Annotated in this window: 23 protein-coding genes; 9 read left to right on the top strand and 14 right to left on the bottom strand. The window is 68.4% G+C overall.

The window, feature by feature from the left end:
* Positions 1-164 precede the first annotated feature (164 nt).
* On the top strand, positions 165-1,526 hold the full coding sequence (locus AX730_RS12005) for an NAD-dependent succinate-semialdehyde dehydrogenase (protein WP_062356723.1): 1,362 nt from the start codon (positions 165-167) through the stop codon (positions 1,524-1,526).
* Between the two features lie 109 nt (positions 1,527-1,635).
* On the top strand, positions 1,636-2,496 hold the full coding sequence (locus AX730_RS12000) for a pirin family protein (protein ID WP_062356720.1): 861 nt from the start codon (positions 1,636-1,638) through the stop codon (positions 2,494-2,496).
* A gap of 33 nt (positions 2,497-2,529) precedes the next feature.
* On the opposite strand, the gene AX730_RS11995 is transcribed toward AX730_RS12000, so the two are convergent.
* The 4 genes from AX730_RS11995 to AX730_RS11980 form a co-directional block, all read right to left on the bottom strand.
* Entirely contained in the window at positions 2,530-2,991 is a 462-nt protein-coding gene (locus AX730_RS11995; protein WP_062356718.1) for a hypothetical protein, read from the bottom strand.
* Between the two features lie 246 nt (positions 2,992-3,237).
* Positions 3,238-3,954 carry an aquaporin Z gene (aqpZ, locus tag AX730_RS11990; protein ID WP_062356715.1) on the bottom strand — a complete coding sequence of 239 codons (717 nt, stop codon included), beginning with the start codon at positions 3,952-3,954 and terminating at the stop codon, positions 3,238-3,240.
* A 150-nt stretch (positions 3,955-4,104) separates the two neighbouring features.
* Positions 4,105-4,968: a pirin family protein gene (locus AX730_RS11985; RefSeq protein ID WP_062356712.1), complete on the bottom strand. Its 864-nt coding sequence runs from the start codon at positions 4,966-4,968 to the stop codon at positions 4,105-4,107.
* A gap of 114 nt (positions 4,969-5,082) precedes the next feature.
* Positions 5,083-5,628: a SixA phosphatase family protein gene (locus AX730_RS11980; RefSeq protein WP_062356710.1), complete on the bottom strand. Its 546-nt coding sequence runs from the start codon at positions 5,626-5,628 to the stop codon at positions 5,083-5,085.
* Between the two features lie 116 nt (positions 5,629-5,744).
* Here AX730_RS11980 and AX730_RS11975 point away from each other — a divergent pair, with 116 nt between their 5' ends.
* Positions 5,745-7,295 carry a phospholipase D family protein gene (locus AX730_RS11975; RefSeq protein WP_062356707.1) on the top strand — a complete coding sequence of 517 codons (1,551 nt, stop codon included), beginning with the start codon at positions 5,745-5,747 and terminating at the stop codon, positions 7,293-7,295.
* A gap of 1 nt (position 7,296) precedes the next feature.
* Here AX730_RS11975 and AX730_RS11970 read toward each other — a convergent pair whose 3' ends face one another.
* The 6 genes from AX730_RS11970 to AX730_RS11945 form a co-directional block, all read right to left on the bottom strand.
* The gene (locus tag AX730_RS11970) at positions 7,297-7,902 is read right to left on the bottom strand and encodes an HD-GYP domain-containing protein (RefSeq protein WP_062356704.1); all 606 of its coding nucleotides are present in this window, start codon (positions 7,900-7,902) and stop codon (positions 7,297-7,299) included.
* A 40-nt stretch (positions 7,903-7,942) separates the two neighbouring features.
* Entirely contained in the window at positions 7,943-11,533 is a 3,591-nt protein-coding gene (mfd, locus tag AX730_RS11965) for a transcription-repair coupling factor (protein ID WP_062356701.1), read from the bottom strand.
* 105 nt (positions 11,534-11,638) lie between these two features.
* Complete coding sequence (locus tag AX730_RS11960; protein WP_062356699.1) at positions 11,639-11,911, bottom strand: DUF4242 domain-containing protein; 273 nt, start codon at positions 11,909-11,911, stop codon at positions 11,639-11,641.
* A 90-nt stretch (positions 11,912-12,001) separates the two neighbouring features.
* Positions 12,002-12,550, bottom strand: a complete 549-nt coding sequence (locus AX730_RS11955; RefSeq protein ID WP_062356695.1) for a GNAT family N-acetyltransferase — start codon at positions 12,548-12,550, stop codon at positions 12,002-12,004.
* Positions 12,551-12,606: 56 nt separating this feature from the next.
* Complete coding sequence (locus AX730_RS11950) at positions 12,607-13,557, bottom strand: DUF808 domain-containing protein (RefSeq protein ID WP_062356693.1); 951 nt, start codon at positions 13,555-13,557, stop codon at positions 12,607-12,609.
* An 81-nt stretch (positions 13,558-13,638) separates the two neighbouring features.
* A complete protein-coding gene (locus tag AX730_RS11945; RefSeq protein ID WP_062356940.1) occupies positions 13,639-14,496 on the bottom strand; it encodes a 23S rRNA (adenine(2030)-N(6))-methyltransferase RlmJ in 858 nt (285 codons plus the stop codon).
* A 25-nt stretch (positions 14,497-14,521) separates the two neighbouring features.
* Between AX730_RS11945 and creB the strand changes: the two genes are divergently transcribed.
* The 6 genes from creB to AX730_RS11915 all read left to right on the top strand — a co-directional run bounded on the left by creB (position 14,522) and on the right by AX730_RS11915 (position 20,453).
* Positions 14,522-15,208, top strand: coding sequence for a two-component system response regulator CreB (gene creB / locus AX730_RS11940; RefSeq protein ID WP_062356690.1), 687 nt, complete (start codon positions 14,522-14,524; stop codon positions 15,206-15,208).
* Between the two features lies 1 nt (position 15,209).
* Positions 15,210-16,649: a two-component system sensor histidine kinase CreC gene (creC, locus tag AX730_RS11935; protein ID WP_062356687.1), complete on the top strand. Its 1,440-nt coding sequence runs from the start codon at positions 15,210-15,212 to the stop codon at positions 16,647-16,649.
* Between the two features lie 91 nt (positions 16,650-16,740).
* The gene (gene creD, locus AX730_RS11930; RefSeq protein ID WP_062356684.1) at positions 16,741-18,132 is read left to right on the top strand and encodes a cell envelope integrity protein CreD; all 1,392 of its coding nucleotides are present in this window, start codon (positions 16,741-16,743) and stop codon (positions 18,130-18,132) included.
* A 10-nt stretch (positions 18,133-18,142) separates the two neighbouring features.
* Complete coding sequence (locus AX730_RS11925; protein ID WP_157074220.1) at positions 18,143-18,553, top strand: hypothetical protein; 411 nt, start codon at positions 18,143-18,145, stop codon at positions 18,551-18,553.
* 413 nt (positions 18,554-18,966) lie between these two features.
* Entirely contained in the window at positions 18,967-19,572 is a 606-nt protein-coding gene (locus AX730_RS11920) for a GNAT family N-acetyltransferase (RefSeq protein WP_062356679.1), read from the top strand.
* Positions 19,569-20,453 carry a carbon-nitrogen hydrolase family protein gene (locus AX730_RS11915; RefSeq protein WP_062356676.1) on the top strand — a complete coding sequence of 295 codons (885 nt, stop codon included), beginning with the start codon at positions 19,569-19,571 and terminating at the stop codon, positions 20,451-20,453. The genes AX730_RS11920 and AX730_RS11915 overlap by 4 nt, the downstream gene beginning before the upstream one ends.
* A gap of 13 nt (positions 20,454-20,466) precedes the next feature.
* Here AX730_RS11915 and AX730_RS11910 read toward each other — a convergent pair whose 3' ends face one another.
* From AX730_RS11910 to AX730_RS11895, 4 genes are all read right to left on the bottom strand, one after another.
* Entirely contained in the window at positions 20,467-20,679 is a 213-nt protein-coding gene (locus tag AX730_RS11910; protein ID WP_062356673.1) for a helix-turn-helix transcriptional regulator, read from the bottom strand.
* Positions 20,672-21,103: a hypothetical protein gene (locus AX730_RS11905; RefSeq protein ID WP_062356670.1), complete on the bottom strand. Its 432-nt coding sequence runs from the start codon at positions 21,101-21,103 to the stop codon at positions 20,672-20,674. Before AX730_RS11905 ends, AX730_RS11910 begins: the two co-directional genes overlap by 8 nt.
* 124 nt (positions 21,104-21,227) lie before the next feature.
* Positions 21,228-21,779, bottom strand: coding sequence for a phosphatase PAP2 family protein (locus AX730_RS11900; RefSeq protein ID WP_062356668.1), 552 nt, complete (start codon positions 21,777-21,779; stop codon positions 21,228-21,230).
* Complete coding sequence (locus tag AX730_RS11895; RefSeq protein WP_062356665.1) at positions 21,757-22,902, bottom strand: glycosyltransferase family 4 protein; 1,146 nt, start codon at positions 22,900-22,902, stop codon at positions 21,757-21,759. Before AX730_RS11895 ends, AX730_RS11900 begins: the two co-directional genes overlap by 23 nt.
* Positions 22,903-22,961: the final 59 nt, after the last annotated feature.

Genomic DNA, 22,961 nt, shown 5'->3' with positions numbered 1-22,961 from the left:
TCTAGCGCCATGGGGCGCACGCGAAAGCCACATGGATCCCAGCTTTCGCTGGGATGACGGGACGTCTCCTGCACGGTCGCCTCGTCGCGCCCGCCACGGCGGCATAACGTCGCCGCATCCAGAATCCGTCTTCTGATAAGACGCATCCCGACAGAAAAGAAGCCATGACCGTCGAAACCGTCAATCCCGCGACCGGACAGGTCGAGTACCGCCATGAACTGATGACCGCCGCACAGGTGGATGCCGTGCTGGCCGTGTCGTCGCAGGCGTTCCCCGCGTGGTCCGCGCTGTCGCTCGCCGAGCGCGGCAAGCTCATGCGCGCGGTTGGTGCCGAGCTGCGCCGCCGCCGCGATGACATCCAGCGCATCATGACCGCCGAGATGGGCAAGCTGCGCAAGGAAGCCCTGGCCGAAGTCGACAAGTGCGCGGGTGCCTGCGACTACTACGCCGACCACGCCGCCGATTACCTGCAGGACCAGCCGGTCGCCACCGACGGCCAGCGCAGTTACGTGCGCTACGAGCCGATCGGCTGCGTGCTGGCGGTGATGCCGTGGAATTTTCCGATCTGGCAGGTGTTCCGCTTCCTCGCACCGGCGTTCATGGCGGGCAACGTCGCCGTGCTCAAGCACGCCAGCAACGTGCCGCGCTGCGCCGATCTCATTGCCGAGGTGCTGGCGACCGCCGGCTTGCCGCAGGGCGTGTTCGGCGTCCTGCATATCGACAACGACCAGGCGGCGGAGGTGATCCGTGATGCGCGCGTGGCCGCGGTGACGCTGACCGGCAGCGAGCGTGCCGGGCGTTCGGTTGCCTCCAACGCCGGCAGCCAGCTGAAGAAGAGCGTGATGGAGCTGGGTGGCAGCGACGCCTTCATCGTGCTGGATGACGCCGACCTGGAGAAGACGGTCGCAGGCGCCGTGGCGTCGCGCTTCGGCAATGCGGGGCAGACCTGCATCGCGGCCAAGCGCTTCATCGTGCAGGACGGGATCGCGGACGAGTTCGTGAAGCGGTTCGTCGAGGCGGCGGCGAAGCTGCAACTCGGCGATCCACAGGACGATGCGACCACACTGGCGCCGATGGCACGCCAGGACCTGCGAGACGAACTGCACAAGCAGGTGCAGGCCAGCGTGGCGAAAGGCGCGCAGGTGCTGTTGGGCGGTTCGCCTGATGCATCGCATGCGGGCTACCCGGCCTCGATCCTCGATGCCGTGGTGCCGGGCATGCCGGCCTACGAGGATGAGTTGTTCGGCCCGGTCGCCAGCATCCTGCGGGTGAAGGACGATGCCGAGGCCGTGCGCGTGGCGAACGACACCACGTTCGGCCTGGGAGGCAGTGTGTGGACGAAGGATGTCGAGCGCGGCAACCGCATCGCACGCCAGTTGCAGGTGGGCGCCGCGTTCGTCAACGCGATCGTGCGCAGCGATGTGCGCCTGCCGTTCGGTGGCACCAAGCGCTCGGGCTTCGGCCGTGAACTGGCCGAGCACGGCATCCACGAGTTCATGAACATCAAGTCGGTCTACATCGCCTAGCAGTCGCCTGCGTGTCAGCGATTCACCCATGGAACGGAGGGTTACGGGTGTCGCCGTTCCGAACCTGCCGTGGCGGTGCCATCTTGTCCGCAGTTGACCAGGAGGCACCATGAGCACCCCGACCGATACCACGCCCGCCCGCGTGATCCGCACGATCCGCGGCCGACCCACTTCCGATGGCGCGGGCGTCAAGCTGACGCGCGTCATCGGTGGCCCCGACCTGCCGGACCTGGATCCATTCCTGCTGCTGGACGAGTTCGGCACGGACAAGGCCGAGGACTATCTCGCCGGCTTCCCCGAGCATCCGCATCGCGGCTTCGAAACCGTCACCTACATGCTCGACGGCCGCATGCGCCATCGCGACAACCATGGCAACGAAGGCCTGCTGACGCCGGGCGCGGTGCAGTGGATGACCGCGGGTCGCGGCCTGGTGCACTCGGAAATGCCCGAACAGGAATCCGGCCGCATGCGCGGGTTCCAGCTGTGGGTGAACCTGCCGTCGCGCGACAAGATGACCGCGCCGAAGTACCAGGAGTTCGCGCCGGAGAAGATCCCGGTGGCCAAGCCCGCCAAGGGCGTCGAGGTGAAGGTCATCGCGGGCACCGTCGGCGACACGCAGGGTCCCATCTCGCAGCCGGCGACCGATCCGCTGTACCTCGACATCGCATTGCAGCCGGGGCATGCGTGGGACTACGCGCTGCCGGCTGGCCACAATGCGTTCGCCTACGTGTTCGAGGGTGCGGTGACGGTGGGCGAGGGCGATGAAGCGCGCGCGCTGGATACCCACGAGATGGGGGTGCTGGGCGGTGGCGACACGCTGCAGGTACGCGCGGGCACTCAGCCTGCGCGGTTGATCCTGGTGGCAGGACGTCCGCTGCGCGAGCCGGTCATGCGGCACGGTCCGTTCGTGATGAACACGCGGCAGGAGCTGATGCAGGCCTTCGTCGATTTCCAGGAAGGCCGGTTCTGAAACAGGTCGGCGGGATGTGATCCCGCCGCGACCTCAGTTGCCGGCGGAGAGCTGCGCGCTGGTGGTGCGGACGTCGAGTTGTTGCGCGACTGAAATCAGCAAGCCCAGTTCTTCCGGCGATGCGGCGTTGATCCACACCTGCGCGTAGCGGTCATCGTCGAACTCGACCACGGTGATGCGGCGCGAGGCCATCGCGGGCGAGGTCTCCTGGCCGCCGAGGTTGGGGCGGTACCAGTACATCTCCTCGCCGGAGAAGGTGCTTTCCTCCTGGCGCAGGCGTCGCTCCAGACTGATCCTGGGATCACGCGCGGTCAGCATCACGTTGAGCACTTGCCGGCCGTCGGCGGTGAGCGCCTTGCAGGTGATGAAGGTGGCGTCGACCCGCTGTTCCCACGTCAGGCCGGCACTGGCCGGCAGGCTCGGGCACGGCGGCGCGGTCTGCGCCGACGCGGCGGCGGAGAGAAGGCTGAGGCCAATCGCAATCACGGTCTTCATGTAGTCCCCTGGATCGGACGCCCGGGCATGGGCGGTGCCACGTCATTCATGCACCGTGTCGGGCCACGCAGGCCCCCGCAACATCCCCTTGCATCCCCGGTGTGGGCTGCCGTCGTCCCCCGACAGTCGACCCGACCTTAGCCCATGCTGCGCCGCAAAACAACGCGGCGTGCATGCGAACGGCGACTCCAGTCACAGCCCCCGACACGCCCATGCCCGGCGTTGCCGGGCATGGGTCGGAGTGGATCAGTCGCGGTCGCGGCCCAGCCAGCCGTAGAGCATGCCGCCGATCAGTCCGCCGAGGATCGGCGCCAACCAGAACAGCCACAGCTGCCCGACTGCCGCAGGGCCGGCGAACATCGCCACGGCGGTGGAGCGCGCCGGGTTCACCGAGGTGTTGGTGACGGGAATGCTGATGAGGTGGATCAGGGTAAGCGCCAGGCCGATCGCGATCGGTGCGAAGCCCGCCGGTGCGCGGCCATGGGTCGATCCCATGATGACGATCAGGAAGAACGCCGTGAGCACCACTTCGGTCAGGAACGCCGCCGCGACGGAGTAACCGCCGGGGGACATCGCGCCGTAGCCGTTGCTGGCGAACGCACCTGCCGCATTGGGATCGACCGCGAAGCCCGGTTGGCCGCTGGCGATCTGCCACAGGATGAAACCGGCCGCGAGGCCGCCGATGACCTGGGCCACCACGTAGGGGACCAGTTCCTTCGCCGGGAATCGTCCGCCGGCCCACAGGCCGATGCTGACCGCCGGGTTGAAATGGCCACCGGAGATGTGGCCGAGCGCGTAGGCGCCGGTCAGCACGGTCAGGCCGAAGGCCAGTGACACGCCCAGCAGGCCGATGCCCAACGGATTGCCATCGCCGCCGAACTTGGCCGCCAGGAGTGCGCTGCCGCAGCCGCCCAGCACCAGCCAGAACGTCCCCAGGAACTCTGCTGCGAGTTTCTTCCCCATGCCCGCTCCCCTCGTTGTGTGCGCCCCGTCACGCGACGGTGGGCGCACGATAGCGGAAGCCCTTCGAGGCAGGTGTTTGCTTTGCGTTACGCCAGGCGCATTCAAACGCCAATGAAGGACGTCTCACATTTGGCGCCGACCAACGGCGCGCTATCGCTCCGGCAGCGGGATGAATTCGGTCTCGCCGGGCACGTGACCGAAGCGGCCATCCAGCCAGTCCTGCTTGGCCTGCTCGATGCGCTCCTTCGAACTGGAGACGAAGTTCCACCACATGTGGCGCGGCGCATCGAGGGGTTCGCCCCCCATCAGCAGCCCCTTCAGCGGCGTCCTGGCGCGCAGTACCGGCCGGCTGCCACGGTCGAACACCACCAGGTGCTTTTCCGGAATGTCGGCACCGTCCACCTGCGCCTCGCCTTCGAGCACGTAGAGCGCGCGTTCGACGTGGCCGTTGTCGATCTCCAACTCGGCATCCGGCTGCAGGTCGACCGCGACGTTGAACGTGCCGCTGAACACCTTCACCGGCGACTCGTGGCCGTACGCACGGCCGGCGATGACGCGCAGGCGCGCACCGGCGCGCTCGATCAGCGGCAAGGTCGCCGCGGTGTGGTGATGGAATTCGGGGGCGACTTCCTCGGCGGACTTCGGCAGTGCCACCCACGTCTGCATCCCGTGCACGGCGTGCCCACTCGCGCGGGCATCCCCGGGCGTCCGTTCGGAGTGCGCGATGCCACGGCCGGCGGTCATCCAGTTGACGTCGCCCGGCGCGATCATCTGCTCCGAGCCGAGCGTGTCCTTGTGGTGGATCGCGCCGGCCCAGAGGAAGGTCACGGTGGCCAGGCCGATATGCGGATGCGGGCGGACGTCGATGCCGCGACCCGGTTCGAACAGCGCCGGCCCCATGTGGTCGACGAACACGAACGGCCCCACGCTGCGGGCCTGCACACTGGGAACGGCACGGCGCACGTTGAAACCGCCGCCGAGGTCGTGCACGCGGGGCGTGATGATGGTCGTCATGGGCAGGTCCTCCGGAGGATGGGCGAAGCATCGCATGGGGCAGCGTCGATGCCGGCGACGGATAGGAAACGGATTGTTGCGCGTGACGCCCGCTGCCTCGGGGGCGGATCGTGCTCAAGGTGTCGGAGGCATGCCGTAGCGCTGGACGTCCAGCGTGGCGCTCCCGTCGGCGCGTATGCGGACGATGGAGAAACGATCGTATTCGGTGTCGTCCATCGGCGCGGTCGCGCACCGGCACAGCGCCGCCACCAGGTCGGGCACGGTGTTGCTGTGGCCGACGACCAGCACGGTGCCACGGCGGTGTGCCTGTCGCCATTGCGCGGCGACTTCGCTGGCCGGGCCGCGCGTGTAGTAGGCCTCGACCGGCAGACGGTGCGCTGCGGCGCTGGGCTCGGCGGTCTGCTGCGTGCGGCGGAACTCGGTGGCGTACGCGGCCACGAGCGGCACGTCGCGAAGGCGCGTGGCCAAGGCTTCGGCACGTGCCCTGCCGGTGGCGGAGAGATTCGGGTTCTCCGGATCGTCGGTCGCTTTCTCGGCGTGGCGCACCACGACGAAGGTCAGCGGTGCCGGGTCGGCATCGCGCGGGGCGGTCGTGCTGCAGGCGGCGGCCAGCGATGCGAACAGCACGACGATCGCACGGGACGGGGGCGTCAGGGACATGGCGGTCACGGCGGCGGGACGAGAGATCGAGCGTGCAGCGGAGCGCGCGCGTGCGCAAGCGCCGTCCTCACGGCGCCGACGCTACGATAGGGCCTCATCCGTGGAGAGGGGACCCCATGCGCAAGTGGCTGCGCCGGTTGGGCATCGTGGTGCTGATGATGGTGGTGGGTTCGGGCGTGGCGTTGTACAGCTACGGACGCTTCGCCGAGGGGGCACGCGGACCGGCGTCATCCGCGTTGCCGGTGGCCCCCACTGCCACCGCGCTGGACCGCGCCGTCGCCCCGTTGCTGCGTGAGCATCCGCGGCAGAGCGGCATGGCGCTGTTGTCCGACAACCTGGATGCCTTCACCGTGCGCGCCGCCACCGCGCGGGCCGCGGGCCGTAGCCTGGACCTGCAGTACTACATCTGGAACCACGATTTCACCGGCAACCTGCTCAGCTATGAAGCGCTGCGCGCCGCCGACCGTGGCGTGCGCGTGCGCCTGCTGCTCGACGACATGACGGCGCACGGCAAGGATTCGCACCTGGCGGCGCTGGATGCGCACGCCAACATCGAAGTCCGCCTGTTCAATCCCTCGCGCAGCCGCGCCGGCGTGCTTGGCCGCGCCACGGAGATGCTGTTGCGGCCGATGGCGATGAACCGCCGCATGCACAACAAGGCGTGGATCGCCGATGGCCGCGTGGCGGTGGTCGGCGGACGCAACGTGGGCGACGAGTACTTCGATGCCGCCGCGCAGACCAACTTCCTCGATCTCGACGCCGTGCTGCTGGGGCCGGCGGTGGCACAGACCTCGGCCATCTTCGATGACTTCTGGAACAGCGCGTCGGTGATCCCGTTGGCGGCGCTGACCATGGCCGAGGACGGCGCGCTCGAGCGCCTGCGCGAGCATGGCGACGCCGGGTACCGTTCCGCACAGGCGGGGCGGTACGTCGCGCGCTTGCGCAGTTCGCCGGGCGTCCGCGCGCTTGCCGGCGGCAACGCGCTGTACTGGCTGGACGAGGTGGGCGTGTACGCCGATCCGGCCGCCAAGGGCGAGGGCGAAGGTCAGGCGGACTGGCTGGTCCATCGGCTGGGCAAGGCGATGGGCGAGGCGAAGCGCGAACTGCGCGTGGTCTCGCCCTATTTCGTGCCCGGTGACGAAGGCACGCGCTGGCTGGTCGGCAAGCGCAAGCAGGGCGTCGATGTCAGCGTGCTGACCAATTCGCTGGCGGCCAACGACGTGATGGCCGTGCATGGCGGCTATGCGCCTTACCGCGCGCCCTTGCTGGAAGGCGGCGTTACCCTGTTCGAGCTGATGCCGCATGGCAAGCAGGAGAGCAGCCTGTTCGGCTCCAGCGGCGCCAGCCTGCACACCAAGGCCTTCGCGGTGGACGATGACGGCGGGTTCATCGGCTCGTTCAACCTCGACCCGCGTTCGGTCAACCTCAATACCGAAATGGGCGTGTTGTTCCGTGACCGTGGCGCGGCCGCCGCGCTGCTGCGCAGCTACGAAGCGAAGATTGCGCCCGACAGGAGTTATCGCGTGACGCTGCAGGCGGGTGCGTTGCGCTGGGAAGACGCATCGGCGCAGCCGCCGCGTGTCTGGGACCGCGAACCCGAGGCCAGCGTGTGGCGGCGATGGACGGCGCGTGCGGTCGGCTGGTTGCCGATCGAATCGCAGCTGTAGCTCACGCTTCGCGCATGGCGGCGTCGCCCATCAGCCGTTCGAACACGCGGAACACGTCCGCATCGATCTTGCCTTCCTGCTCCGCGTGCAGGATGCGCATCGCCATGCCGTGGGCGCGCCCTTCGGCATAGGGGCGGCGCGTGGTCATCGCATCGTAGCTGTCGGCCACGCGCAGGATGCGCGCTCCCAACGGGATCGCCGCACCGGCCAGGCCGTCGGGATAGCCGCTACCGTCGATGGCCTCGTGGTGGTGGCGTATCAGCGTGGCGACCTCGGTGGCGTAGCGGTGCCCGCTGGCCAGGAAGATCCGTTCGCCCAGTTCGCTGTGCGCCTGGATCGCGGGCCAGTCCTCGTCGGCCACCGGGCCGGTGTGGAACAGCACCCGGTCGGGCACGCCGATCTTGCCGACGTCATGGAAGTGCGCCGCCAGTTCGAGCTGCTCCAGCTGCTCGGCGTCCAGGTCGAAGCACTGCCCCAGCGCACGCGCGATGCGTCCGGTGCGGTCGCAATGGCCGCGGGTGTACGCATCGCGTATCTCCATGGCCAACGCCAGTGACGCCATGGAGCAGGCGATGTCGCTGAAGTCCGGGGCTGGGTCGAAGGACATGAGGTGCCGTGGGTGAGGGGAGAAGATCCGGTGCGCGGCGTCAGCCCGGCGCCAGCGTGGTCAGCAGTGCTTTCGCCGCATTGAAGCGGTCGGGCGCGTCGGGCAGCGGCACTTTGATGCGCAGCTTGTCGGGTCCGTCCATGGTGTAGAGCTTCGGCTGCTTCTGGATCAGCTGGATGACCGCCATCGAATCGATGTTCGGTTTGGCTTCGAACACGATGCGGCCACCATGCTCGCCCAGTTCCAGCTTGCGGATGCCCAATGCGTTCGCCGCCAGCTTCAGTTCCGCGGTGGCGAACAGGTACTTGGCCGGATCCGGCAGCAGGCCGAAGCGGTCGATCATCTCCACCTGCAGGTCGCGCAGCTCCTCCTTGTCGCGCGCGCTGCTGATGCGCTTGTACAGCGTCAGGCGCGTGTGCACGTCGGGCAGGTAGTCGTCGGGGATCAGTGACGGCACGTTCAACTCGACCTCGGCACCACGACGCTCCTGGCCCAGGTCGACGTCGGGCAGGTGACCGGCCTTGATCGAACGCACCGCACGCTCCAGCAGTTCGGTGTACAGACTGAAACCGACTTCGGCCATCTGCCCGCTCTGGTCTTCGCCCAGCAGTTCGCCGGCACCGCGGATCTCGAGATCGTGCGTGGCGAGCGTGAAGCCCGCGCCGAGTTCGTCCATCGAGGCGATCGCTTCCAGTCGGCGCTGCGCGTCGGCGGTGATGCTGCGCTTGTCCGGCACCACCAGGTACGCGTAGCTGCGGTGGTGCGAACGGCCGACGCGGCCACGCAGCTGGTGCAGCTGCGCCAGGCCGAACTTGTCGGCGCGGTTCATGATGATGGTGTTGGCGTTCGGAATGTCGATGCCGGACTCGATGATCGTCGTGCACAGCAGCACGTTGAAGCGCTGCTTCTGGAAATCCAGCATCACCTGTTCCAGTTCGCGCTCGGGCATCTGCCCGTGCGCCACGCCGATGCGGGCTTCCGGCACCAGTTCCTGCAACTCGCGCTGCATGCGGCCGATGCTCTCGACGTCGTTGTGCAGGAAGTACACCTGGCCGCCGCGCGACAGTTCGCGCTGGAACGCTTCCTTCAGCAGCGCTTCGTCCCACGGCGTGACGAAGGTCTGCACGGCCATGCGGTTGGCCGGCGGCGTGGCGATGATGGACAGGTCGCGCAGGCCGGCCATCGCCATGTTGAGGGTGCGCGGGATCGGCGTGGCGGTCAGCGTCAGCAGGTGCACGTTCGCGCGCAGCGCCTTCAGCGCTTCCTTCTGGCGCACGCCGAAACGCTGCTCCTCGTCGACGATCACCAGGCCCAGGTCCTTGAACTTCACGTCAGGCTGCAACAGGCGGTGCGTGCCGACGATGACGTCCAGCGTGCCTCCCGCCAGCTTCTCCAATTCGCCCTTGATCTCCTTGGCGCTTTTGAAGCGCGACAGCACTTCGACCCGCAACGGCCAGTCGGCGAAGCGGTCGCGGAAGTTGCGGTAGTGCTGCTCGGCCAGCAGCGTCGTGGGCACCAGCACGGCGACCTGCTTGCCGGCGCTGGCGGCGGCGAAGGCCGCGCGCACCGCGACTTCGGTCTTGCCGAAGCCGACATCGCCGCAGACCACGCGGTCCATCGGCTGGCTGCTGGCCAGGTCGCGGATCACCGACTCGATCGCATGGTGCTGGTCGGGTGTTTCCTCGAACGGGAAGCCGGCCGCGAACGGTTCGTACATCGCGCGGTCCAGGTGGAGGGCGAGACCGGCACGGGCCTGCCGGCGCGCCTGGATTTCCAGCAGTTCGGCGGCGACGTCGCGGACTTTCTCGGCGGCTTTCTTCTTGGCCTTCGCCCAGGCTTCACCGCCAAGCGAATGCAGCGGCGCGGTTTCCACCGACGCGCCCGAGTAACGGCTGATCAGGTGCAGCTGCGCGACCGGCACGTACAGGCGGTCGCCCTTGGCATACTCGATCTCGAGGAACTCGCCGGGCATGCCGCCCACGTCCATCGCGATCAGGCCGCGGTAGCGGCCGACACCGTGGTCCTCGTGGACGATGGGCGCGCCTTCGGTCAGTTCGCCGAGGTCGCGGATGATCGCTTCCGGCTCGCGGCCGGTGCGCTTGCGCCGGTGCGCCTGCGTGGCGCGTTCGGGAAACAGCTGGCGCTCGGTCAGTACCGCGATGCGCGGGTCGTCCAGCGCGAAGCCGTCGGCCAACGGGGCGACGGCGATGGCGAAGCGTGGAAGCCCCTCTCCCTCCGGGAGAGGGGTTGGGGTGAGGGTGCGGGACGCGCGCGATGGTTCGGCTGCCGAGGTCTTCGCCGCACTCTCATCCGGCGCTGCGCGCCACCTTCTCCCGGCGGGAGAAGGGAGGAATGCGCTGAAGTCGGTGACGACCACCGGTTTCAGTTCCGCCGCATGGAGCACGTCCAGCAGCGCCTCGCGACGACCGGGCGAATCGGCGGCGATCAGCACGCGACCGGGATAGTGGCCCAGGAACGATTTCAACGCGTCGCCTGCCGGTGCGTCCTTCGCCGCGACGGGCAACGGTGGCAGGGGCTGGTCGCCCAGCGGCAGGGCGTCGGCCTGGCGGCTGTGTTGCGGACCGCAGACTTCGATACGCGGCCGCTGGTTGAGCTGTTCGCGCAGACCGTCCGGCGACAGGTACAGCTCGTCCGGCGGCAGCAGCGGACGTTCGATGTCGTGGCGGCGCTGCTCGTAGCGGTTGCGCGTCTGTGCCCAGAACGCTTCGGCTGCCTCGCCAAAGCCGTCGGTCAGCAGCGGCAGCGCGTTCTGCTGCAGGTAGTCGAACAGCGTCGACGTCTGGTCGAAGAACAGCGGCAGGTAGTACTCCACGCCGGCCGGTGCGAGTCCGGACTTCAGGTCCTGGTACAGCGCGCTGCGGCGCGTATCGACGTCGAAACGGTCGCGCAGCAGCGTCATCGCGCGCTCGACGGCGCGTTCGTCCAGCGGCACTTCGCGGCCGGGCAGCAGCTGCACGGCATCGGTCCGGTCCAGCGAGCGCTGGCTTTCCGGGTCGAAGTGGCGGATCGAATCGATGGTGTCGTCCAGCAGCTCGATGCGCAGCGGTGCGTCGGCGCCCATCGGGTAGACGTCCAGCAGGCCGCCGCGCACAGCGAAGTCGCCCGGATCCAGCACCTGCGGCACGTGCCGGTAGCTGGCCGATTCCAGCCGGCGCTTCTCGGCATCGAAATCCAGCCGCTGGCCGACCCGGTAGTCGAAGCTGCCGCCGACGATGTGGCGCAGCGGCGACAGCCGCTGCATCAGCGTCTGCACCGGCACGATCACGATGCCGCGCATCAGCGCGGGCAGGCGGTGCAGGGCGGCAAGGCGTTGCGAAACGATGTCCGGGTGCGGGCTGAACTGGTCGTACGGCAGGGTTTCCCAATCCGGGAATGGCACCACCGGTATCGTGGAAGCATCGCCCAGCAGCGTGTGCAGGTCGGCTTCGATCTGGTGCGCGTCGTGGTTGTCGCGTGCCACCACCAGCACCGGACCATCGTGCGCGTGCGCGGCCGCCGCGATGGACCAGGCCAGCGCCGTCGGCGATGCGGGTGCGCGCCACCAGGCGCGGGATTGCGTGCCACGGGGCAGCGGGGGAGCAGGCGGGGCGGTCTTCTGGGTATCGGTCATGGCTGCACAAAACAACGGCAGCGCCGGACACCGTGGGGTGCCCAGCGCGAGGGACGTGCAGTTTACCAAGCGGGCCCGGACAGGCCCGTCATGGAGCGGAATGGATCATTCCGCGGTCAGCGGATCGATCACCTGGCTGACCGTGGAAATGCGGTCGACGGGAAAGCCGCCACGGCGCGAGTGCTCCAGCACCAGGTCTTCGTTGGGTGCGCGGTACACGCAGTAGATCCGGTCGTCGGTGACGTAGCTGTGCTCCCACTGCACCTGCGGGCCGAGTTCGTCGAGCACGCGGCACGAGGCCTGCGAAACGGCCTTCAGTTCGGCCGGCGTCATCAGCGCGGCGCCCTGGATGTCGCGTTCGATCAGGTAGCGGGGCATGACGACCTCCCGGCAGCGTGGCGAGGCCACACCCTTGTCTACGAACACGGGGGATACCGCAGGCGTGGGCCGACCGCCGGTCGGCGCGGCTCAGGGGTCTTCGTTGAGGTCCAGCACCACGCGCACGAGGCCCGAGCCATCGTTCTCGCGGATGCGCTTGAAGCCCAGCGATTCCGCCAGCGCCAGCATCGGCTGGTTGCTGTCCAGCACGTCGCCGTACAACCGGTCCAGCTTCTTCGAGCGCGCCCACTTGGCCAGCTTGCGCATCAGATGACGCCCCAGCCCCTGCCCGGCGATGAAATGACTGACCAGGATCGCGAACTCGGCGTCGCGCGTGCGCGCCACCAGTGCCGCACGCGCCACCGCGCCCACCAGCGCTTCACCGGGTGGCAGCGGCTCGGCCGCGACCAGCGCGAACTCGGTGTTGGGGTCGGGGTGGGTCAGGCGCTGTGCCATGTCGGGCGACAGTTCCTTCAGCGCGTACATGAAGCGGTGGCGGATCTCTTCCGGTCCCAGCAGTCCGAAAGCACCTTGTATCGGGCCTGCATCCTCCGGCCGGATCGGGCGGATCAGCAGTTCGCGCCCACTGGGCAGGCGGAAGTGTTCATGCCAGGGCGGAAGGCGTTTCGGCGCAGTCATGGGGGGGATGCTCGCATGAAATCCGGAAGGGCGGCGAGGGCTGGCGTGGGGCCGGTTCAGGCGGCGTGGCGTTTGCCACGCAGCCGGCCGACCAGCATCACCACCGCCACGATCACCGCGCCGGTCAGCACGCCAACGGCGGCATTGAACAGGTTGCTCCACAGCCAGCCGAGTTCGCCGTCCGCGTACGGCTGTATCAGGGATTGCACGGCCGGAATACTGTGCACGAGGATGCCGCCACCCACCAGGAACATGGCGGCGGTGCCGGCGATCGACAGGAACTTCATCAGGTACGGCGCGCTGTACAGGATGCCGCGACCGAAGGCGCGCTTGAACTTGGCCCAGCCGCTGTCACGGGCATCGGCGGTCAGTGCGAGGCCGGTGTCGTCCAGCTTGACGATGCCGCCGACCAGGCCGTAAACGCCCACCGTCATGATCACGGAGATCGCCAGCAGCGTAAGCACCTGCTCGATGAACGTGCGTCCGGCGAGCGTGCCGAGTGAGATGACGATGATCTCGGCGGACAGGATGAAGTCGGTGCGGATCGCACCGCGCACCTTGTCCTTCTCGAACGCGACCATGTCGACGTTCTCGTCCTGGATGGCAGCCACGCGTTCCGCACGGCGCTCGTCGTCCTTGTCCTTCTGCAGGAACTTGTGCGCCAGCTTCTCCACGCCCTCGAAGCAGAGGAACGCGCCGCCCAGCATCATCAGCGGCGTCACCAGCGGGACGTTGTAACCGCGACCGTTCAGCCAGGTCTCCAGCGCGCTGATCGCCAGCGCGGCCGGCACCAGGATGGCCTTGTTCACCACCGATCCCTTCGCCACCGCCCATACCACCGGCAGTTCGCGGTCGGCCTTCACGCCGGCGACCTGCTGCGCATTGAGCGCCAGGTCGTCGCCCAGCACGCCGGCCGTCTTCTTCGTCGCCACCTTGGTCATCACCGACACGTCGTCCAGCAGGCTGGCGATGTCGTCGATCAGGGCGAACAGGCTGGATCCGGCCATGGAGGGGGCATCGTGGTGGGGGAAGGAAGGGGCGATTCTCGCACAGCCTCCTGGCGCCGCCGTGCAGCGCCAGCGAACGGCTCAGACCGGTTCCCGCAACCATTCCAGCCGATGGGTGGCGCCGGTTTCGCCCAGGGTCGAGGCCAGCACGGGCAGTACCGGTGCCAGCGCCTGGTCGAGTTGCCAGGGCGGATTGACCACCAGCATGCCGCTGCCGTTGAGGCGCAGCGGGGAATCGTCCGGGCGCACCTGCAGTTCGGCGACGAAGGCGCCTTTCGATGGCAGTGCGGCGGCCTTGCGGAAGAACGGCAACAGGCTGCGTCGTTGCTTGATCGGGTACCAGACCACGTAGGTCGCCGCCGGCCAGCGTTCCAGCGCATCGCGCACCGACGCGATGATCTGCGGATACTCGGCGTCCTGCACCTCGTAGGGCGGGTCGATCAGCACGAGGCCACGCGCGATGCGTTCGCTGCCTGCGCGCGGCGGCAGCAGGGCTTTCATCGCCGCATAGCCATCGCGGGCATGCACCGCGACGCGGTCGTCATCGGTGAATACCTCACGCAATGCCTTCGCTTCGTCCGGCTGCAACTCGCAGGCGGCCAGCCGGTCCTGCGGACGCAGGGCCTGGGCGACCAGCAGCGGCGAGCCGGGGTAGGTGATCAGCGCACCTACCGGGTTGTGGGCCACCACGGCACGCAGGTAGCGCTCGGCGGGATCGGGCAGGCGCGCGGCGCCCATCAGCTTGAAGACACCGCCTTCGGCTTCCGAGGTCTTGCGGCTTTCCGCGCCACCCAGCATGTAGCGGCCGCGACCGGCATGGGTGTCCATCACGAAGAACGGCGTGTCCTTGCGCTTCAGCGCATCGATGGCGGCGAGCAGCACGATGTGCTTGAGGACGTCGGCATGATTGCCGGCATGGAAGGCGTGGCGGTAATTCATGGCGCGCAGCATATATGCTTGCGCCATGCCCCGCGTACTGATTGCCGAAGACGAAACCGCGATCGCCGATGCCGTGCTGTACGCCCTGCGCAGCGAAGGCATCGAGGCCGAGCACTGCCTGCTCGCGCGCGAGGTCGTGCCTCGTGTACGCGCGGGGGGCGTCGACGTGGTGGTGCTGGACGTGGGCCTGCCGGACGCCAGCGGCTTCGACGTCTGCCGGGAGCTGCGGGGTTTCAGCGAAGTCCCGGTGATCTTCCTGACCGCACGCAACGACGAGATCGACCGCGTGCTGGGCCTGGAGCTGGGTGCCGACGACTACGTGACCAAGCCGTTCTCGCCGCGCGAACTGGTGGCGCGCGTGCGTGCCCGCCTGCGTCGTGCCGGCGCCTCCGCAGCACAGGCGACGGCCGGCGAATGGGTCGCGCGCGGCGACTTCGCCGTCGACCGGGACGGCCACCGCATCCGCTACCGCCAGCAGCTGCTCGACCTGACCCGTTACGAGTACGCATTGCTGGACGCGCTGCTGCAGCGTCCCGGCGCCATCCTCAGTCGCGCGCAGCTGATGGACCGCGGCTGGGACAGCGACGCCGACAGCGCCGACCGCACCGTCGATACCCATGTGAAGACCCTGCGCGCGAAGCTGCGCGTGGCTGGCGCCGACCCCGACCCGATCCGCACGCACCGCGGACTGGGTTACGCCATCGAGGCCTGACATGCGGCTCGGGCTGAAGCTTGTGCTCGGCTTCTTCCTGATCGTCGGCATCGCCGCGTTCTTCGTGATGCGGGTGTTCGTCAACGAGGTGAAGCCGGGCGTGCGCCAGGCGATGGAATCCACCCTGGTCGATGCTGCCAACATGCTGGCCGAGATGGCGGCCGATGACCTCAAGACCGGGCGCATCGCCAGTGGCGCGTTCGCCGGCAACGTCGCCGAGGCGCAGCAGCGTGATCCCAAGGCCTGGGTGTGGCGTTTCCAGAAGCGCACCGTCGACTACCGCGTCACGGTCACCGATGCGCGGGGTACGGTGGTGTTCGACTCGCAGGGACGCGACGTCGGTCGCGACAACTCCCGCTGGAACGATGTCTACCGCACCCTGCGGGGCGAGTACGGCGCGCGCTCGAGTGCGGAAACACCGGGCGACACGGCCAACACCGTGATGCACGTCGCGGCGCCCATCTACGACCCCGGCGACCGCCGCACGCTGATCGGCGTGCTGACGTTGTCGCAGCCCAACCACAGCATCGAGCCCTTCATCGTCGCCAGCCAGCGCAGCATCCTGTTGCGTGGCGCGTGGCTGATCGGCATTTCCGCGCTGATCGGCGTGCTGATGACGTGGTGGCTGATGCGCGGCATCGGCGGCCTCAACCGCTATGCGCAGGCCGTCAGCGCCGGCGAACCGGTGCCGCCGCCGCGCCCGCGCACGGACGAGATCGGTGACCTCGGGCGTGCGCTGGAAACGATGCGCCGCAAGCTGGAAGGCAAGGCCTACGTCGAGCAGTACGTGCAGTCGCTGACGCACGAGATGAAGTCGCCGCTGGCCGCCATCCGCGGTGCCGCCGAGCTGCTGCAGGAGCCGTTGCCGGAGGCCGAGCGCCAGCGCTTCGCGCGCAACATCCAGACCCAGGAGCACCGGCTCACCGAAACCATCGACAAGCTGCTGGCGCTGGCGGAGGTGGAGCAGCATGGCTGGCTGCAGCGGCGCGAGCGGATCGATGCCGCCGCGCTCGCCGATGACGTCGTGCAGGGACTCGATGCAAAGCTGACGCCTCAGGACGTGGAGGTCGTGCGCCTGCCGCAGGCAGGTGCCTGGGCGGTCGAGGGCGATGCCTTCCTGCTGCGCCGCGCGCTGACCAACCTGCTCGACAACGCCATCGCGTTCTCGCCGCACGGAGGCAAGGTGGAGCTCGCGGTCGTCGAACAGGAAGGGCAGGTCCGCTTCGTCGTACGCGATCGCGGTCCTGGCGTACCCGACTACGCGCAGGAGCGGGTATTCGAGCGCTTCTACTCGCTGCCGCGTCCCGGCGGCGGCCAACGCAGTTCCGGGCTGGGCCTGCCGTTCGTGCGCGAGGTGATGCGCCTGCATGGCGGCGAGGCATCGCTCAGCAACCGCCCCGACGCGGGCGCCGAAGCCGTCCTGTCGCTGCCGACCGTCTAGCCGCGCCACTTCACACAGCCTTCAAACACGCTTCCTGCCCGGTGCACGTGGACGCTGGACGATGCGTCCCGTATCCAACCGGGGCATCCACATGAAGTCATTGAAGTTGCTTTTGCGTTTCCTCACCGTCGGCGGGCTGGTCCTGCTCCTGCTGATCCCGCTGATGATGATCCGCGGCGTCATCCAGGACCGCGAGTTGTACCGCACCCAGGCGGAAGCGCGCGTCTCGCAGAGCATGGCCGGGCCGCAGCAGGTGGTCGGTCCATTGCGCATCGTGCCGTGGCGCGAGGAACGCGTCGTCAACGCCGTCAACGAAGACGGCAAGCCGGCCGTTCGCCGCGACGTGAAGGAAGGCTACCTGGTGCAGATGCCCGCCAGTCTGGTCGTCAACGGGCGCCTGCAGCCGGGCGAGCGGCGCATCGGCCTGTACACCGTCAACGTCTACGAATGGAAGGCGGCGATGAAGGCCGACTTCGCGCCGCTGCAGCTACCGAGCGTCGCCGGCCGCATCTATGACCAGCCCTACGTCGTGGTCGGCATGGCCGACGTGCGCGGACTGGTGGGCACGCCATCGCTGAAGGTGGATGGCGTGCCACGCACGCTGGCCGCCGGCACGGGCGTGATGGCGTTACGCATGGATGGCATCCACGCGTTGATCGGCACCGCAGGCACGCCATTGCCGGCCAGCAGTGCGCAACTGGAGATGACGCTGGCGGGCACGCAGTCGATCGGCATCGCGCCGATCGCGGACAGCAACGACATCACGATGAGCTCGCCGTGGCGCCAGCCCTTGTTCGGCGGCCGCTTCCTCCCCAACAGCAAGACGCTGGACGACAACGGTTTCAGTGCACGTTGGCAGGTGTCGTCGCTGGCGAGTGCGGCGCAGAGCCAGCTGGAATCCGCCTCGGGCAAGCTGACGCAGCCGCCGTCCCTGCACGGCGCACCGTCTGGGCGGGATGCGCTGTCGGAGTACGTCGTGGAAGAGGGCAGCGCGAGCGCCATCGACAGCGCCGTGGTCAGCCTGGTCGACACGGTGGACGTCTATACGCAGGTGGATCGCGCCAGCAAGTACGGCATCCTGTTCGTGGTGCTGACCTTCGTCGGCTTCGCCCTGTTCGAGCTGATCAAGCGCCTGCCGATCCACCCGTTGCAGTACCTGCTGGTCGGCCTGGCACTGGCCGTGTTCTTCCTGCTGCTGCTCAGCCTGTCCGAGCACATCGATTTCTGGAAGGCCTACCTGGTGTCGGCCGCCGCCTGCATCGGCTTGCAGTTCTTCTACCTGTCCGGGGTGCTGCAGAGCTGGCTGCGTGCCGCCGGCTTCGCGACGATGCTGACCGCACTGTACGGCGTGCTGTACATCCTGCTGAAGTCGGAGAACAACGCGCTGCTGATGGGCTCGTTGCTGCTGTTCGGCATCCTCGCCGTGATCATGTGGGTCACCCGCAAGGTGGACTGGTATGCGCTCGGCACGGAACTGCGCTGAGGCCGGCACGATGCTCGATCTCGCCACCGTCCACCGTCGTGCGCGCCGCGTGTTGCCGGCGCGCATCGACACCTGCCGCGTCGTACTCGCCACGGCGGGCCCGGCACGACTGGCGGCGTTGCTGCTGCCGCTGGGCCACCGGCATCGCGGCACTGTCTTGTTCGAACTCTCGCCATCCACGCGGCAGGCGCTGGACGCGCGTGCGCTGATGTTCCTGCAGGACGCCTGTGTGGCCAGGGAAGGCCTCGGGGGCCACGGTTTGCCACTCGCGTACGAAGCGTGGCGGCCGATGCACTTAGGCGAAGCAGTCGGTTTCATCACCCGCAGCCGCGATGGGCGTGCTTGCCTGCAGCTCGATCCTGCGCAGGGACTTGCGCTGTACGCCTGGGACGACCATCGCGGCGGCAGGATCACGCATTGAGTGTGCCTCCGCCGGTGGCGTGTCCGGAGCTCCATGGAGGGAGCCGGGCGTGCCACCGGCCTCCTGTTTGCGCGGCATGAATGTACGAGTACGCGTTGTCACTTAACACGAGGTCGCCACCGATATCGCCGCCGCCCGCATCACCGTCATTCACGACGCCTTCGACGACGACGCGCCGGAGAAGGGCTGAAGCTGCGCCACGCTGCGGAAGGCCTTCGGCGACCGCTACCGGTATGCCGATGTCGGCACCGGGCTGGATGTCGGCAAGGATGGCGGGGCGAGGCGCCACGCCCGCGCGGCGTGGGCGACGCCGACCGCGTGCACCATCGCCTGCTGGCGCAGGATGGCGACCACGCGCACCCGCACGTGGCGCATGCGCACTAGGCCAGCGCGCATGCCGCTACACTGGCGGCATGACTGCCGGTTACACCATCGGCCTGTATCGCGGGCCAGAAATCACGCCGTGGCTGGATGACGTCGCGCGCCTGCGCGTGGCGGTGTTCCGGGACTGGCCCTATCTGTACGACGGCGACCTCGATTTCGAACGCGACTATCTCGATGCCTATGCGCGCTCGGCCGAGAGTCTGTTCGTGCTGGCGATGGACGCAGGGCAGGTGGTCGGTGCGTCCACCGGGCTGCCATTGGCGGACGATACCGAGGCCTTCCGCCAGCCGTTCGTGGACGGCGGCATGGATCCCGAGGACATCTTCTACTTCGGCGAATCCGTGCTGTTGCCGGCCTATCGCGGCAACGGCATCGGCCATACGTTCTTCGACCTGCGCGAGGCACATGCGCGCGCATTGGGGCGGTTCGGCTGGACCGCGTTCTGCGCGGTGGATCGCACTGCGGACGATCCGCGGCGGCCCGACGGACATCGCGGCAACGACGTCTTCTGGGACAAGCGCGGCTACATGCGCCAGCCCGGCATGACGATGCGGCTGGCCTGGAATGAAATCGGCCGTGGCGAGATCGACCACGCGCTGACCTTCTGGCTGCGCGGCCTGGAACCGATGCGATGAAGGTGGCCGTTGCCAAGTACGCCATCCTGGCGCCGGTCGATTTCGCCGCGTTCGCCGAACGGCAGGCGAGGATGCTGGGCGACGCGGCCGCTCAGGGCGCGCGCATCGCGGTGCTGCCGGAGTATCTGTCGCTGGAGCTGGCCGCGACGTTCGATGCCGCCACGCAAGCCGACCTGCCCGCGTCGCTGGCGGCGATCCAGCGTTACCGCGACGACTGGTTGGCGCTGTACGCGCGGCTGGCGAAGGACCTCGACCTGCACATCGTCGCCGGCAGCTTCCTGCTGGCACAGGGCGAGGGCCGCTATCGAAACCGCAGCGACGTGTTCACCCCGCACGGTGCGCACGCCTGGCAGGACAAGCTGCAGCTGACCGGCTTCGAGAAGGGGCTGGGCGTCATCGACGGAGGCGATGCGCTGAAGGTGTTCGACCTGGCCGGTGTGCGCAGCGGCGTGGCCGTCTGCTACGACAGCGAGTTCCCGCTGCCGGTGCGTGCGCAGGCCGAGGCCGGTGCGCGATTGTTGCTGGTGCCGAGCTGCACCGATACCGTGGCGGGCGCGACCCGCGTGCGCGTGGGCTGTCTGGCGCGCGCGCTGGAGAACCGCATCTTCGTCGCGCAGGCGGTGACGGCGGGCGAAGCGCCGTGGAGTCCGGCGCTCGACATCAACACCGGTGAGGCGGCGATCTTCGCGCCGATGGACCACGGCCTGCCCGCCGATGGCGTGGTGGTGCAGACCGCCGGCGACCAGGCGTGGGCCATCGCCGATCTCGACCTCGACGCGCTCGAGCGCAGCCGCGCCGAGGCCCAGGTGGCGAACGACCGCGACTGGGCGGGCCAACTGCAGCCCGCCCTCGTGCGGGCCCGCGTCGAACGGTTGGGCTGAGCGGCGACGCCGCTCAGCGCTCCCAGCCGAAGACGTCGGCCAACGGTTTGTCGAACACCTCCGCGATGCGGAAGGCGCATTCCAGCGTGGGCGAATACTTGCCGGCCTCGATCGCGGCGATGGTCTGCCGCGTCACGCCCACGCGCTTGCCGAGGTCGGCCTGCGTCATCTCGCCCGCCAGGAAGCGCAGTGTGCGGATCTGGTTGGTGACCCGGGCCTCAGACACGCCAGCCCCGACGGTAGCCGACGATGACCAGGCCGGCGTGGACGATTTCCGCCGCGGCGATCGCCAGCAGCGTGGCGTGCACGATGGTCCAGCCGCCGGTGGTGAACGGCATGACGCAGCCGACGACGATGATGCCGGCCATCAGCACGTAGTAGGCGTAGACCGAGGCGCGCGAATCGATCCGGCGGTCGCGTTCGTCGATGGGCGTGGGCGTGCCATCGTCCTCGCGGTGCCGCCCGAAGAACGCCGTCAGCATGGCGATGACGCCCAGCGAGCCCAGGGCGAGGGCGAGCAACCCGATCCGCTGGCCCATGTGCATGGCGGCCACGGCGTCGGCATTGACCGAGACGTAGGTGAAGTACAGCGCGAAGACGACGGCGAGCGCCGTCAGCCAGACCCAGGCAAAACGTTCCTTCGACAGCATGGTGGTGCTCCCCTTGGTGGATGGACGGAGAGCAAGGTATGACTTAGTTTACTCAATGTCAATAATTTCTAACATTGAGTAATAAATTGCTTACTTGGCATTGCCACTGCCTGGCGTGCAAGCCTCAGCCCAGCAGGCTCACGCCCGGGACCACCCAGATCGACAGTCCCGCCAGTGCGGTGCCGATAGCCGTCGCGGCCAGCACGTCGCTGGGGTAGTGCAGCCCCAGTACCACGCGCGAGGTCGCCACGCAGGCCGCGAAGGGAATCAGCAACGGCGCCAGCGCCGGGTAGTGCGCCAACGCCACCACGGTGAAGGCCACCGCATGCAGCGTGTGGCCGGAGGGGAAGCTGAATTCGTCGAGGGGCGCGATCCAGGCGCGGATGCGCACATCGGACGCGAACGGGCGCGGCCGCCGGGTCCAGCGCTTCAGCGCCTTGTAGAGGGTCAATGCGATGACGCCGGTGGCGGCGAGGTGTGCGGAGGCTGCCAACCCATCCCGACCGTCGGCGACGATCAGTGCGGCCATCAGCACGTACCAGAACATGCCGTCGCCCAACCGGCTGACAAGGGAGAAAAAGCGGCGTACGCCGCTCCACTCGCCCCAGCGGTTGGCACGCAGGCACCAGCCGGTGTCCCGGCCCATCAAGGCATTACGCGGCAGCAACGGACGCATGGTGGCTTCTCCGTGTCATGGCGAGGTCGGTGAGCAGGACATCGAAATCGGCAGCCACCCGGTCGGGATGCAGGTCGCGCATCGCCATGCTGGCGGCGTCGCCCTGGGTCCGTCGCTGCGTGGCGTCCGCGGCCAACCGCAGTGCGGCGGCGAGGAAGTCGTCATCGTTCTCCACGGCGGCTCCGTGCACCCCGTCGACCAGATGCTCGCGCGCCGCGCCGTAGTTGAACGCCACCGTCGGCACGCCGCTGGCCATCGCTTCCAGGGTGACGTTGCCGAAGGTTTCGCTGTGGCTGGAGAACAGGAACAGGTCGCCACTGGCGAAGTGCTGCGCGAGCGCCTCACCGCGCTGCACGCCGCAGAACAGGAAGTCCGGATGTTCCTGCGCCAGCCGCTCGCGCACCGGGCCGTCGCCCACCCACACGAATTTCGCGCGGGGTTGCGTGCGCTGGATCGCGCGGAATGCGCGGACCGACAGGTCCAGGTTCTTCTCCGCGGCGATGCGGCCGACGTAGATCACCGCCAGGTCGTCTTCACCCAGTCCCCACCGCGCGCGCAATGCCGCGTCGCGTCGCGTCGGGGAGAAGTGGCGTGCATCCACCGCGCGCGCCAGTCGCTTTACATGCAGGAACCCCTGCGACTGCAGGAACTCCGCCAGTTCGTGCGTCGGCACCAGTGTGGCATCCGCGCCGTTGTGGAAGCGTCGCATCCAGCGCAGCGCGGTGTGCTGCAGGAAGCGCGCACCGTAGTCGCGCATGTACTCGTCGAAGCGGGTATGGAAGCCGGTGGCTGCCGGAATGCCCAGCCGGCGCGCCGCGCGCAACGCGGACCAGCCAAGCGGGCCTTCCGTGGCCACGTAAATCGCATCCGGCGGAGACACTTTCCACTGCGCCAGCAGGCGCCGCGTCGCGGGCAGGCCGAACTTCAGCCCCGGATAGCGGGGCAGGCCGGCGCCACGGACCAGCAGCGTGTCGTCGACGGCGATGCCGTCGGCGGACTGGCGGGGACGGATGACGCAGACGTCATGCCCGCGCTGGCGAAGGCCGGTTTCCAAGCCCTGCACGGTGAGGGCCACGCCGTTGATTTCCGGCGGATACGTTTCGGTGACGATGGCGAAGCGCATGCGTAACTCCACGTTTTGCGCATGCTGGGCGTGCGAGGTGTCGCACGTGTGTCGATTGG

The organism is Pseudoxanthomonas mexicana (assembly GCF_001556105.1).
Lineage (GTDB): Bacteria > Pseudomonadota > Gammaproteobacteria > Xanthomonadales > Xanthomonadaceae > Pseudoxanthomonas_A > Pseudoxanthomonas_A mexicana_A.
This window is presented reverse-complemented; position numbering and strand designations above follow the sequence as displayed.